The organism is Streptomyces sp. NPDC096324 (assembly GCF_044763015.1).
Lineage (GTDB): Bacteria > Actinomycetota > Actinomycetes > Streptomycetales > Streptomycetaceae > Streptomyces.
Genome location: NZ_JBIWFK010000028.1, coordinates 43,192 through 55,837, shown reverse-complemented (window position 1 = coordinate 55,837; position 12,646 = coordinate 43,192). Strand labels below are relative to the sequence as shown.

The following is a 12,646-nucleotide window of genomic DNA, read 5'->3' as shown; positions in this document are numbered from 1 at the left end:
CGCTGCGCGCGGGGGTTGCGCTCCCGCTCCGCGGGAGCGCTGGCGGTTCGCTGCGCTCTCCGCTCAACCCGACTGCTGCGCAGTCGGGTTGGCACCCCCTGCGCTGCGCTTCGGGGGTGGGGCTGCTGTGCAGCCTGGCCCGGCCTGCGTCCGGGCTGGGCGGTCCTCTGCTGCGCTCTGACCGCTGGCCTCACGCTGCGCGTGAGGCGGTGAGCCGCGCTCCGCGCGGCTCGAGCTGGCAGCAAGAGGCGATCCGGGGTGATCGGCCGTCAGCTTCTGGAGCCTCGGTGGTGGGGGTGTTCCGCTCCTTCACTGTGAGGGTTTCCCGGTGGGCATCCACGGTTTCGGGGAGGGCGCCGGGGCCTGCACAGCACTGCGGAGCATCTCTTTCAGCGTTTTCGGTGGGGCTTGCTTCTCCTCTTGTGAGTGCATCAACCGGGCTACTGACACCCGTATATGACACTCACGATTCCTCTGCTTGAGGAGCACCACCCAGGCCCCGTCCGGGGCGAGGAAGGCATGCCGGGCCGGCTCGTCTCCGGGCTGGGCGTGCCGGGCAAGGACTCCCGGCAGGTAGTGCAGGGCTGCGTCTTCGGCTACGGCGGTGGCTTGCTCCTGGTCGCCGTTGATGTGGTGAGTGCCTACCAGCATCCATCGGTGCAGTTTCAGTTCCACGTCGTCGGCGCGTTCGGTCTCTCGGGTGTCCTCTTCGATGAGGACGTACCACTCATCGGTCATGTCGGTCATGATCGAATCATAGCTTTCTTCTGGGGTTCTCCGGAAGCTTCTCGATTTGATGCAGCATGTAGAGTTGGCAGAAACGAGGAATCCCCCATGACGCTTCAGAACCGCGCTGCGGAAGGAGGAGGGCAGCCGTGTTGATCTACGAGTACCTTCCCCACGAAATCATCAAGCTGGGGGTGGTCTCGAAAGCGGCCGGCCTCGATCCCAGTGTGGTAGCCGCACAGGCGCGTCTGGCTCAGGAGCGTCTCGGCAGCGCGCAGCTGTCCCCTCTCGAGCCTCACCATCTGAGCGAGCTGCTCATCACAGAGTGGCGGCGGCACCAGTGGGAGCGGATCGTCGGCCTCATGAACAAGGAGGGGATGACCGTGTACGAGCTCGCTCGCGATGCGCGGGGCAGCCGCTACGAACTGCAGCGGCTGCAACGGCTGGTGAAGGACGTGGCGGAGGCCGAACGGTCGGGGGCCGGCGCTGTGGAGATCACACGGCACCGGGACCGGATCTATGCCCGGCCCGCCGCCGGATCGACCGCGCACGTACCGGTCCTCACACTCCATCTGATGGCGGCAACACCCGAGGGCGCGACCGAGAAGGCCTGGACCGTCCACGGACGGGACGGCGGCCTCTACCAGCGTGGCGGATACCGGATCACCTTCGTCGAACAATCCCTTCCCGAACCCGGAGAGCTCTTTTGATCCAGCTCCGAGAACATCAGATGGCTCAGAAGTCGAGTTTCCGGAAATGGGTCGGCTTTCCTGCAAGATCAGCTGTGCCCCCTGAGGGGGCGCGGGGCACGATCGTGTCCGCGACCGGATCGGGCAAGACGATCACGGCCGCCGCGTGCGCGCTGGAGTCGTTCGCGGACGGCCGGATCCTCGTGACCGTGCCCACCCTGGACCTGCTCGTGCAGACCGCCCAGGCGTGGCGGCAGGTAGGCCACCGGGCGCCGATGGTCGCGGTGTGCTCGCTGGAGAACGACCCGGTCCTGAAGGAACTGGGGGTGCGCACCACTACCAACCCGATCCAACTCGCCCTGTGGGCCGGGTCCGGACCAGTCGTCGTATTCGCCACGTACGCCTCCCTCGTAGACCGCGAAGACATCGACGCACCCGAGGGCCGGCGGAAGGTCCGCGGACCACTGGAAGCCGCCCTGGTCGGCGGGGAGCGGCTCTACGGCCAGCAGATGGTGGACTTCAATCTCGCGATCGTGGACGAGGCGCACGGCACCGCCGGTGACCTCGGTCGGCCGTGGGCAGCGATCCACGACAACCAGCGGATCCCAGCAGACTTCCGGCTCTACCTGACCGCCACCCCGCGCATCCTCGCCGCGCCCAGACCGCAGAAGGGCGCGGACGGCGAGGAGTTGGAGATCGCGAGCATGGCCGACGACCCGGAGGGCACGTACGGCGCGTGGCTCGCAGAGCTCGGACTCTCGGAGGCGATCGAGCGCGAGATCCTCGCCGGGTTCGAGATCGACGTCCTGGAGATCCGCGACCCCTCCCCCGTCCTCGGCGAGTCCGAAGAAGCCCGGCGGGGCCGGCGCCTAGCGCTGCTGCAGACCGCACTTTTGGAGCACGCCACGGCGTACAACCTCCGTACGATCATGACCTTCCACCAGAAAGTGGAGGAAGCGACGGTCTTCGCGGAGAAGCTGCCCGAGACCGCTGCCGAGCTGTACGTCAACGACGCCACAGGCGACGACCTGGCCGCCGCCGACTGGCTACCGAAGTCCTCGATCGATGCGGAGTTCTACGAGCTGGAGGCCAGCCGCCACGTACCCCCAGACCGGGTATGGGCGGCATGGCTGTGCGGCGACCACCTCGTAGCCGAACGGCGTGAGGTCCTGCGCCAGTTCGCCAACGGCATCGACGCAGCCGGCCGCCGGGTCCACCGCGCGTTCCTCGCCTCCGTTCGGGTCCTCGGGGAAGGCGTCGACATCACCGGCGAACGGGGCGTGGAGGCCGTGTGCTTCGCAGACACCCGCGGCTCCCAGGTGGAGATCGTGCAGAACATCGGCCGCGCGCTCCGGCTCAACAAGGACGGCTCCACGAAGATCGCGCGGATCATCGTGCCGGTGTTCCTGGAGCCCGGCGAGGACCCCACCGACATGGTCGCCAGCGCCTCGTTCCGCCCTCTTGTAGCGGTCCTCCAAGGACTCCGCAGTCATGATGAACGACTCGTTGAGCAGCTCGCCTCCCGTGCCCTCAGCAGTGGGAAGCGCAAGGTGCATGTCCGGCGCGATGAGGACGGGCGGATCGTCGGGGCCAGCGGCGAGAGCGAGGGCGACGACCAGGAGCACGACGACAGCGATACCGACGCCGCCGCCGAGTCGACGCTGCTGCACTTCTCCAGCCCGCGCGACCCGGCGACCATCGCGGCGTTCCTGCGGACCCGGGTGTACCGGCCGGAATCCCTGGTGTGGCTGGAGGGCTACCAAGCCCTCCTCCGATGGCGGACCCAGAACCAGATCACCGGCGTCCACGCCGTCCCCTACGACGTGGAAGTCGAGGTAGGCGTCACCAAGGACTTTCCCCTTGGGCGGTGGGTGCACCAGCAGCGGAAGGCGTTGCGGGCCGGGGAGCTGGAGGAGCGGCGCAAGACGCTGCTGGACGCCCCGGAGGCCGGGATTCTCTGGGAGCCGGGCGAAGAGGCGTGGGAGACCAAGCTGGCCGCGCTCCGGTCCTACCGGCGAGCGACGGGGCATCTCGCGCCGCGGCAGGACGCCGTCTGGGGCGAGGGCGAGGCGATGGTGCCCATCGGACAACAGCTGGCCAACCTCCGCAGGAAAGACGGCCTGGGCAAGGACCCGGAGCGGGCCGCCGTGCGCGCGGCGCAGCTAGCGGCGATCGATGAGGACTGGAACTGCCCGTGGCCACTCGACTGGCAACGCCACTACCGCGTTCTCGCCGACCTCGTCGACGCCGACGGCCACCTGCCCGACATCGCCCCCGGAGTGCTGATGGACGGCGACGACCTCGGCAAGTGGCTTCAGCGGCAGAAACAACCGGTCACCTGGGCGCAGCTTTCCACCGAGCAGCAGGAGCGGCTGTCCCAGCTCGGCGTCAAGCCTCTTGAGGCACTCTCTCCCGCCCTGGCGGCCACGCCTTCGAAGAGCACGAGCAAGGCACAGCAGGCCTTCCAGCGCGGACTTGCGGCCCTCACCCAGTGGGTGGCGCGGGAAGGTGCGGACCGGCCTGTGCCCCGCGGCCACAGCGAAACGATCGCGGTCGACGGTGAGACGGAACTGGTGACCGTGAAGCTGGGTGTGTGGGTCTCCAACACCAAGTCGAGGCGCGACAAACTCACCCTTGAACAGTTGGACGCACTGCGGGAGCTGGGGCTCGAATGGGCGTGAGCGGCCGTGGTCTGGCAGGATCCGCGGGTGTCCGCTTCCTTGTACGAATCGCATGTGACGGTCCGCTGTGCCGGCCCCGACGAGTGGGTGCGGCTGCGGCGGTGGGCGGCCTCGGGTGGTCTGAAGCTGACGCATATCGTGCTGGCGCGCGGCCGGATGCGTGATCAGCCCATGCTCACGCTGTCGGGTTGCTCGTCGTACGTTGAGCAGGCTGAACGAGTGCGGGACGTCGTGGCGGGGCTTCGTGCGGACGGCTTCGAGCCGGTACGGGTGAAGACCGAGTCCACGCCGTGGGCCGCGGAGGTACCGGCTCGGCTAGGCGGGGACGACGAACGGTACTTCGAGCACCATGTGAAGCTGCTGCTCGACGCGAACACGGACCTGACCGCGCTCGCTGCCCGGGTGGTGCCGCACAGCGCCCATCTGTCGTGGAACGCCTTGCGGGTGCGGGCCGGCGCACGGCACGAGCGGTTTGTGACGCAGCGGTGCCGCGAGGTGGGCGCCGTCGGCGCGGGGCGGGCGCTGGAGCGGTTGCTGACGGAGCTGGGCGGGTTCGTGGTGCTGGGCGTGGAGCGGGAGTTCGTGCTCTATGACAGTGACCTGTCTGTGGACGACGGTTGGATCGCGGAGCCTGTGGGGGTACGGACATGAGTGGAACGGCGTGGGACTGGCGGAGCACCGAGCTGCCTCGGGAACCGCTGGACGAGGCCACCCGCATGGCCGAGGACCTGCCGAAGACGCTGCAGTGGGTGCCGGGGGACGACGTGGTGCAGCGGCCCGTCTTCGACCCGTCGCTGAAGCACCACCAGAACGCCTACCGCGCGAGTGACCCGCGGTTCGGAGATCCGGCGCGCGGCGAGACGTGGCGGGCGGCCCGGCGTCGGGCCCTGCATCTGGTGCTGGACGCGATCGCCGCGTCGCAGTGGGTGGACGCACTGGTGCTGCGGGGCAGCGTGCTGATGTCGGTGTGGTTCCCGGACGCGGCCCGCGAGCCCGGTGACCTGGACTTCGTCGTCGTCCCTCACACCTGGCGGATCGACGACGGCCGTACGGACCGGATGCTGCGCGGGATCGCCGCGGCGGCTCAGACGCTGGCCGAAGAGCGCGGAGGCGAGGTGGGAATCTCGGCGCGGGGCGCGGTGGTCGAGGACATCTGGACCTACGACCGGGTACCGGGCTGCCGCATGGTGCTGCCGTGGGTCTCGCCCGGGCTGCCGGGCGGCCATGTCCAGCTCGACTTCGTATTCAACGAGCAGCTGCCCGAAGCGCCCAAGACGGCAGAGCTGCCGGGCGGCACGGTCGTGCAGGCGGCCACGCCTGAACTGTCCCTGGCCTGGAAGCTGATGTGGCTGATCAACGACATGCACGCGCAGGGCAAGGACCTGTACGACGCCGTGCTGCTGGCCGAGCACCATTCGCTCCGCTACGAGCTGCTGCACGAGGTGTTCCGACTGTCGGGCGAATGGCCACATCCGCAGCGCGAAAAGATCCTGCTCGAGGACGTGACGGAGGCAGTCGGGTACGTGGAGTGGAACCACTTCGTCACCGAGTACCCCCATTTCAGGGAAGCCGAGCGGGAGTACGCGGACCGGCTGGTACGGGCCGTGACGAAGACATTCAAGGGGGCTACCGACCAAGGCTGACGATCACGGGCTCGCGTGCGCCCGACGCGGCCTGGGCACGACATCGAGGGTGGGGCGGTACCTGAAGACTGGCTGTTCCGCGCCGGTTGTGAGGTTCGAGGGGGATGAACTGCGAGTTCGGGGCGGGGTCTACGCTGGCGCTACCTTCAACCCCGCCTAGGAGTAGCGTGCCGCCGGCTTTCGTTCACCGGATCACTAAGTACGATCCTGCCGACCGTGACGAGCACGGCAGCTACCGGGGCACCGAGGACACGGTCAGCGACCACGGGCCCGTCGAGGCCGCGTACCTGGCCGCGATCGCCGCCTTCGCCAAAGCTGCGGGCGTCAACCGGCTGGAGATCCGTGAGCCCTTCGTCACCGGACACGTCCACTTCGGCGCCCGGCCCGCGGTCGAGGGGCATGGACTCGACGGACTCTTCCCAGCCGACCTCGCCGGCTACCACGACGGGGCTGAGGTCTCCCTGGCGGTGGCCCTGGAACTGGTCCGCGTCATGCTCCGCGAGCAGGGCGCCTGGTGCCGGCTGGAGGCGGGAGACGCGTTCACCGTGCACGTCGGCTGGGACCAGTACGTGTACGTAGGCAGCGACCGGCCCTGCACGGACGCCGTGGCCCGTACACGCGCACTCGGCCTCTTCCCGGAACCGCTGACGGCCTCCCCCTACGCCGCGGAAACAGAGGTGACAGAGGTTGCCGACGAAGACTTCTGGGCATCCGTGCGCACCGAACTGTCGGCACGACAGGGACTGCTCCTGGAGGAGACCCGCATGGCCAACGCCACACGCTGGCACCGCCTCACCACGGAAAACCTCAACACGGTCCGCGCCGGTCTCGGTCCGCGAGCCCTGCTGACCGTCTGGCCCGACCTGCAGCCCGACGTCGACGCGGTCCTGACCGTACTACCGTCCAAATGGCACGTGGAGTTCGTCTGGCAGGCGCAGGACGGAACGATCAAAAACGTGATCGCCGACGAGACCGACCTCCAGGAGCTCACCGCCCTGGTGGCCGGTGCGCGGGCGGCCCGCGCCCTGTCCCTCTACGTCGACGAACGCCACCCACTCCTCCACGCCGCCCTGCCCGACGGCGACGGCGTGCTGCGTGCACGCTGGTGACCCGACCGGTGAAGGCCAGCCCAACGAAAACCGCACATCAGCCACGCTGACCGCCCGCAGATGCACCGCTCATCCCCGCCAGGTAGAGCACCCACCCGCCATCTGTAGTAGTCAGCCACCGGTCCGGGCCCGCGCGTGTCGACGATCAGGCAATTCCCCACCCAGACCGGTGTTGGCGTCACGAAATCCCCCACCTTGACGTTCACGGAATTCCCCAGGGGGACGGCGACCGCCGGACGTCGTCCACTGGTACGCGGGCCGCTCGAACCAGGGGTGGCATAGGGTCGCGGCCATGACCCATCCGCTTCCTTCCCCGGTGTTGAGACAGTTCCTGGCGACACTCCGCCGCGGGGACGAACGCTCGGGAGTGGTTACGTCGATCGAGAACTTCGGCGTCTTCGTGGATCTTGATGGAGCCCCCGAGCCTTCGGTGGGCTTCATTCCTCCACCGGAGGTCTCGTGGAAGTGGATCTCTTCCTGCGGAGAGGTCGTGACGATGGGCCAACGGGTGACCGCGGCAGTCCTGGGCGTGGACGCCAAAATACGCGGGCAGGCTGTCCTGTCCCTGATCGCCCTCCAGCCGAACCCCTGGCTGGCATGGGTCGATCAGGTCGGCAGCGTCCTGCGGGGACGCGTCACGAGGCTGGTCCCCTTCGGAGTGTTCGTGAGCGTTGATGACGGCATGGACGGTCTACTCCACAACTCCGAGTTGTCACAGCTGGGCGGCGACCGCGACATCCAGGTCGGCGACGAGCTGACGGCACGGATCGCCGAAGTAGACCCGGCACGGCGCCGCATCCGCCTCTCACTCCCGACCGAGCACACGGCAGCGGACTGACACGGCGGCACGCCTGGGCCGCCTCAGCCGGACAGCCTCTGGGGAATTGCGTGACCGTAGCCCTGGGGAATTACGTGATCGTCCACAGTCCGCTGTTCGGGACGCTGCTACAGCTCGAACTCCAGGTGCTCGACGTCCGTGAACCGGACTTCTTCCAGGCTGCCGGCGCGGCGGCCGCCGTCCTGGAAGTACACCTCCCTCAGCGCCTCGGCGGCGATCTCCTGCAGCTCGCGTTCGCTGGCGCCGGCCTGCTGGGCGTCGAAGAGGCGGGCGGCGTACTGCGGCGGGAGGGCGACGGTCAGGTGGCGGATGCGGTCCTGGTCCGTCGATCCGATGGGGGCGGTGTAGCCGAGGCGGGCGCGGGTGTCGATGACGATGCCACCGGTGGTCGCCGCCCTCTTGCGGACCTTGGCCCGGATCTGCGGCTGCCAGCGGGCCTTCACCTCGCGTTCCAGACGTGCGGCAAGGTCCGGGCGGGGCCTTTTGATCTGGTCCTTCACGTAGCGTTCGACGGTGCGCTGGGAGATCCGCAGCATCTGGGCGACCGCCCTGGTGGCGCCCAGATGTTTGACCAGGTAGCGCATCTGCGCGGGCGCGGTCTTGGGTGCCGGGCGGGTGAACGCCTTGTGGACCGCGGCGTCCAGGCCGTCGCCGAACATGCTCATCGCCTGTCCACTCCCCTATTCGCCGTTGTCGGCGTCGGTGACGGTGCCGTCCTTGATGTACCGGGCGAGGTTGAGCTCCGGTGCGTCGAACCGCTCCCGGACCTCCTCGCCCCACAGCACGGACTGGGTGCCCTCGTGCTTGACCAGACCGGGGTTGATGCCGAGCTTGAAGCCGCCGGGCAGTGGCTTGCCGTCGCGGTAGGGCAGGAAGTCCAGCGGACTTTCGCTGCTGGCCGCGTAGACGACGCAGTCGGACAGGACCGCGACCGGGTACTGACCGGTGAACGCCGCATGCTTGACGATCTTGCGGTGCAGGTTGATCCGGGTGCGGGAGATGACCGCCGCACGGATGTCCGGCCGCCACGTCGGACGCGACAGCGCCCGCCACGGCTCGCCCGGACGCCAGCCCTCCCCGCGCGGGCGCTCACGCAGCTTGCCCAGACCGCCCTTCACCGTCGCCTTGATGGCCGAGACGACGATCGCCAGCTCCGGGTCACGGTCCCTGTAGCCGTCCATCGCCGTCAGGAAGTCGGCCGGGGAGAGGTCGGCGTGGACGCCGAGGTCGGTCATCGTGGCGAGGTAGGCGTCGCGCAGCCGCTGGTACCAGCCGTCCAGGTAACGGCCGTTCTCGTACCGCAGGTAGGCCTCAACCGGCGTGACGTCGTAGCCGAGCTCCTGCGCGTAGGCGACGGTGGGTGTCGCGTACCAGGCCGGGCCCTCGGGCCTCTCGCCCTTCGGCGTGAACGGGCTGGGCAGCAGACTCGCGTCCAGGTCTGCCCACTTGTCCTTGCCGACCTTCACCCTCGACAGGTCGACGTGCGAGACGTCCACCAGCCACGATCCGGGCAGCTTCGCGTCGAACACCGGCGCCGTGACGTGCGTTGGTGCGCCGAGGCCGACGGTCAGGCCGTTGGCGCCGGCAGCGAAGGCCATGTTGACGTCGATACCGACCAGGTGCCGCTGCATGCATTCGGCGTCGGTCATCGGCCGCGCCCAGTCGTAGGCCTCCTCGAACAGCTTCTCCCCGGGGCCGCGGACGTGGAAGCGCGGCACGTCCTTGAGAAGGGGGTGTCCGTCGGGGGCCTCGCACGGCGCCGGGTCCACCGGCTCCCTGCCCAGGCTTCCGGGGTTGTGCTCGGAGTGCCGCTTACCGTCGGCGTCCGGGTCGGAGGCGCGGGTGGGTGGGTGCAGGGCGGTCATCAGTTCCAGGCCGGTCACGGCCGTCGATCCGCGGGGCGTCATCACCCGGGACGCGAACACGCCTAGGACACGGGCGAGTTCCGCCGGCGGGAGCTGCCCCACCTCGCCCCAGTGCCGGGTGCCCAGTGCGTGCCACGACGGGATGCACAGCTGCACGCACTGACGGTCCGAGCCCTGAGCGGGACGGTAGATCCGCGCCCAGGGCCCGAACCCCCGCTTCGTCAGCTGCCACTCCGCACGTACGAGCTGCCTGACGACCTTGTGGCTCTCCGGGATCCGTCCCGCGAGGCGCTCTGCGTCGGCGAGGGTGACGGGCAGGCCATAGCGCTCCAGGGCGGCCTCGGTGAGGACGAGCAGCGGGTCACCGTCCTTGCCCGGACCGGACAGCCTCGGCTGCCCGAGCTTCGCTTCCTTCAGCGTCCAGTCCACCAGGGACGGCAGGGACTTGGCGGGCACGTCCAGGATCAGGCCACCGGTGCAGTACGCCAGCACCTGCCCGTCCTCGACGTCGATGACCGCCAGCGGCCCATTCACAAACCGCGCATCGCCGCCCTTCGCCGGAGTGCCGGCCGGGGCAGCCTTCCGAGCGGGCGCACGACGCGACGTCGACGACTGCCCGGTGCTGCGCGACAGACGCGGCGCAACCTCGGAAGCCTGGGCAGCAGGGGCAACAGGGGGCTGGGGGTGCTCGGCTACGGTCCCGGCCGCAGCCGCCGGTGCCGGATCGATGGACACAGGACGCGCCTGCCCCGAGGCAGACGGCGCCGAAGCGGACGCGGGCGCTGCCGGGACGGGAGTGCCGACAACCGCGGCGGGCGCCGGGGCGGCCGGCTCCTCCGGCGCGGGGTACAGCTCAGCGAGCTGCCGCAACATCCGCGCATACGCCTCACGCTCCCGGCCCCGCGGCTCGACCGGCTTCGTCAACGACTCCCAACCCGACACCGTCGCCCGCCGCACCTGCAACGCCGCAGCAACCTCATCCAACGTCAGGCCGTGCGCGGTACGCAGCCGCTTGCGCTCCACCGCAGGCGGCAACGGCGAGCGCGATGCAACTAGCGCATCCACCGCATCGAACAGCTCAGACATGCAGCACCTCCATACCACCACCCTACCCCGATGACCGTACAGAGTGCGTACATTCACCGTACGAACTGCGTAGGAACGGCGTCCAGGGCTCGAGGTTGCAGGAACGAGGCACCCGCGGCCCCCGACCCCTGCTGGGTCAAAGCTCTACGCCAATCACGAGCAAGCGTTCACCTGCTGCTCAAGGTGGAGGGGCATGCCGCCCTGGCAGGCCCCTCCACCTTGAGCAGGACTCTCGAGACGAGCGCAGCGTCACCCAGGGCCTGCGTCACATGCGCATAACAACAGCTGCGGAGGCGGCCGCGCCGGCAGCCCAAGCAAGGGCGGCTGCCTCCCACTCCTGCATTCCGTTCCGAGATGCCCACCTCTTTGCGAGGGCGTGGGCGCAGGATCCAACGAGTGCTGCTGTGATCTTCTTAGACACGATACTGCCTTTCTGTACGCGGGTTGATTTTGTTCCGAAGCGGGCAGGGTGCATATGCAGGTAGCAAGGGGGCTGAGGGGGTTTGCAAATTGGAGCGGTCCTGTACGGGAGTACTCAGCGTGAAGGGAAGTTAGTGGCCTATCTTCTGGGAGTACTTACAGGGCTACGATCTCTCCATGGGTGTCGACTCTGCAGGTATCGAGAGCGCCGATCTGTTGCGGGCCGCAGCGGCAGCCGGGTTCTGTGTAAGCGAGCGGATGCTCGAGGATTTCCGTTCCAGTGCACGAGGTCTGCTCCCCCGCCCCCAGCGTGGGGCGAACCGAGGTCGCAGGCCTGTGTGGTTGTACCCGCCCGGCTCTGAACGGCAGTTGGTGAGTCTCCTGCGCTGGCGCGAGCACACAAAGGATCCCGATGTCCTGCGTGTGCTGCTGTGGCTGGACGGCGTCCCGATCTCGACCAGCGCCGTACGCAAGTCCGTGAGCGCCAACCTGAGCACGATGACTCGAACGCTGGAACGGGAACTCACGGTTGAGACCTCGCGCCTGGGCCTGGATCCGGCAGCAGGACACGGAGCTGCGCTGAACTCCGTCTCTTCGGCTCCGGCGGCGAAGCGCGGGCCAAACGCCCTGCCACGGCTCGTTCGGGTGACGGCCTCTGAGCGCGCAAGCGCGCCCCGCGGGAGCGGGCAGGCCCAGCTGGATGCGCAGGCGTTCCTTGCCCTTGCGGCCGTGGTAGTCGACGGTGCGGGTGTCCAGGCCCATGTAGCGGGCGATCCTCTTGGTCGGATAGCCGAGCAGATGGCGCAGGACGATGACGGTGAACTGGCGGGTCGGCAGACCCAGGATCGCCTCGTAGAGGCCGCCGGCCGCACCGTTGATCTCCAGCTGGTTACGGACCGCTTCGAGGTTCTGGGCTATCGGGCCGGCGATGAGGAAGGCCGGGGCCGGTCGTCCTCCTGGAGACGCCGCGTCACACCCCGGTGCAGGACGGCGAGGGTCTGCTGCTCGAGATCCCCCTGCTGCAGCAGCGCCTCCCAGCCGCCGAGGATCTGGAGGAACACCTGGTGCACCACCTCCTCCGCGACCCGGCGGCTACCGAGGTGGATCTCCGCGAAGTCGTGGAAGAACTCCTGGTGCCCGAGGTAGAAACCGCATGGCCGCCGTCCTGGGGCGACAGGTCAGTGCTGACGTCGCCAGTGCCCATGAAACCTCCAGGCGATGCAAGCGCCGTCTGCTCCTCATGGAGCAGACGGCGCATATCCAGACGCGGACCAACCGGCCTGTGTAAGGCCCCAGTTGATCGAGGTCCTCCGGCACCACACTCTCGGTTTCGGAGGCGTAAGACTCATGCCGCCTCCAGAATTATTACTCACCGATCACGCACGTAAGCGGAACGTTAGTACCCCATGAGTCCTCTTGTTCGAGACAGGACCCGTGAGCAGCGACGACGCACAAGAAGCGCGGTCCTGCCGGTAGGAACGACCACAACCGTGGCGCATGTCACACCCATTGAGTCAACGCCCGGACGCCCCGCCGCCCAACACCCGCCACACCCTGACACCTGCGCGCAGAACCGATCCACCATCACC

11 protein-coding genes are annotated in these 12,646 nt (G+C 68.5%); 6 read left to right on the top strand and 5 right to left on the bottom strand.

Annotated features, from left to right (window positions below; all coding sequences use genetic code 11):
* Window positions 1-309 precede the first annotated feature (309 nt).
* On the bottom strand, window positions 310-747 hold the full coding sequence (locus ACIQ7M_RS39955) for a hypothetical protein (protein WP_403653793.1): 438 nt from the start codon (window positions 745-747) through the stop codon (window positions 310-312).
* A 128-nt stretch (window positions 748-875) separates the two neighbouring features.
* Between ACIQ7M_RS39955 and ACIQ7M_RS39950 the strand changes: the two genes are divergently transcribed.
* The 6 genes from ACIQ7M_RS39950 to ACIQ7M_RS39925 all read left to right on the top strand — a co-directional run bounded on the left by ACIQ7M_RS39950 (window position 876) and on the right by ACIQ7M_RS39925 (window position 7,686).
* Window positions 876-1,436, top strand: coding sequence for a hypothetical protein (locus tag ACIQ7M_RS39950; protein WP_403653789.1), 561 nt, complete (start codon window positions 876-878; stop codon window positions 1,434-1,436).
* A 20-nt stretch (window positions 1,437-1,456) separates the two neighbouring features.
* Window positions 1,457-4,096 carry a Helicase associated domain protein gene (locus tag ACIQ7M_RS39945; RefSeq protein WP_403653786.1) on the top strand — a complete coding sequence of 880 codons (2,640 nt, stop codon included), beginning with the start codon at window positions 1,457-1,459 and terminating at the stop codon, window positions 4,094-4,096.
* Window positions 4,097-4,123: 27 nt separating this feature from the next.
* A complete protein-coding gene (locus ACIQ7M_RS39940; protein ID WP_403653783.1) occupies window positions 4,124-4,747 on the top strand; it encodes a hypothetical protein in 624 nt (207 codons plus the stop codon).
* A complete protein-coding gene (locus tag ACIQ7M_RS39935; RefSeq protein WP_403653780.1) occupies window positions 4,744-5,739 on the top strand; it encodes a nucleotidyl transferase AbiEii/AbiGii toxin family protein in 996 nt (331 codons plus the stop codon). Before ACIQ7M_RS39940 ends, ACIQ7M_RS39935 begins: the two co-directional genes overlap by 4 nt.
* A 167-nt stretch (window positions 5,740-5,906) precedes the next feature.
* Window positions 5,907-6,848 (top strand): RNA-binding protein, encoded by a 942-nt coding sequence (locus ACIQ7M_RS39930; protein ID WP_403653777.1) that lies wholly within the window; start codon window positions 5,907-5,909, stop codon window positions 6,846-6,848.
* A gap of 292 nt (window positions 6,849-7,140) precedes the next feature.
* Window positions 7,141-7,686, top strand: a complete 546-nt coding sequence (locus tag ACIQ7M_RS39925) for a S1 RNA-binding domain-containing protein (protein ID WP_403653774.1) — start codon at window positions 7,141-7,143, stop codon at window positions 7,684-7,686.
* 107 nt (window positions 7,687-7,793) lie between these two features.
* On the opposite strand, the gene tpg is transcribed toward ACIQ7M_RS39925, so the two are convergent.
* The 4 genes from tpg to ACIQ7M_RS39905 form a co-directional block, all read right to left on the bottom strand.
* Window positions 7,794-8,351 (bottom strand): telomere-protecting terminal protein Tpg, encoded by a 558-nt coding sequence (gene tpg / locus ACIQ7M_RS39920; protein WP_403653771.1) that lies wholly within the window; start codon window positions 8,349-8,351, stop codon window positions 7,794-7,796.
* 15 nt (window positions 8,352-8,366) lie between these two features.
* The gene (gene tap / locus ACIQ7M_RS39915; RefSeq protein ID WP_403653768.1) at window positions 8,367-10,637 is read right to left on the bottom strand and encodes a telomere-associated protein Tap; all 2,271 of its coding nucleotides are present in this window, start codon (window positions 10,635-10,637) and stop codon (window positions 8,367-8,369) included.
* A 576-nt stretch (window positions 10,638-11,213) separates the two neighbouring features.
* Entirely contained in the window at window positions 11,214-11,855 is a 642-nt protein-coding gene (locus tag ACIQ7M_RS39910) for a hypothetical protein (protein WP_403653799.1), read from the bottom strand.
* A gap of 116 nt (window positions 11,856-11,971) precedes the next feature.
* A complete protein-coding gene (locus tag ACIQ7M_RS39905) occupies window positions 11,972-12,127 on the bottom strand; it encodes a hypothetical protein (RefSeq protein ID WP_403653765.1) in 156 nt (51 codons plus the stop codon).
* Window positions 12,128-12,646 lie beyond the last annotated feature (519 nt).

Excerpts from the sequence above, each read along its gene's own strand:
- ACIQ7M_RS39955 (WP_403653793.1), bottom strand. The coding sequence starts at position 747 with ATGACCGACATGACCGATGAGTGGTACGTCCTCATCGAAGAGGACACC.
- ACIQ7M_RS39945 (WP_403653786.1), top strand. The coding sequence starts at position 1,457 with ATGGCTCAGAAGTCGAGTTTCCGGAAATGGGTCGGCTTTCCTGCAAGA.
- ACIQ7M_RS39935 (WP_403653780.1), top strand. The coding sequence starts at position 4,744 with ATGAGTGGAACGGCGTGGGACTGGCGGAGCACCGAGCTGCCTCGGGAA.
- ACIQ7M_RS39925 (WP_403653774.1), top strand. The coding sequence starts at position 7,141 with ATGACCCATCCGCTTCCTTCCCCGGTGTTGAGACAGTTCCTGGCGACA.
- tpg (WP_403653771.1), bottom strand. The coding sequence starts at position 8,351 with ATGAGCATGTTCGGCGACGGCCTGGACGCCGCGGTCCACAAGGCGTTC.
- tap (WP_403653768.1), bottom strand. The coding sequence starts at position 10,637 with ATGTCTGAGCTGTTCGATGCGGTGGATGCGCTAGTTGCATCGCGCTCG.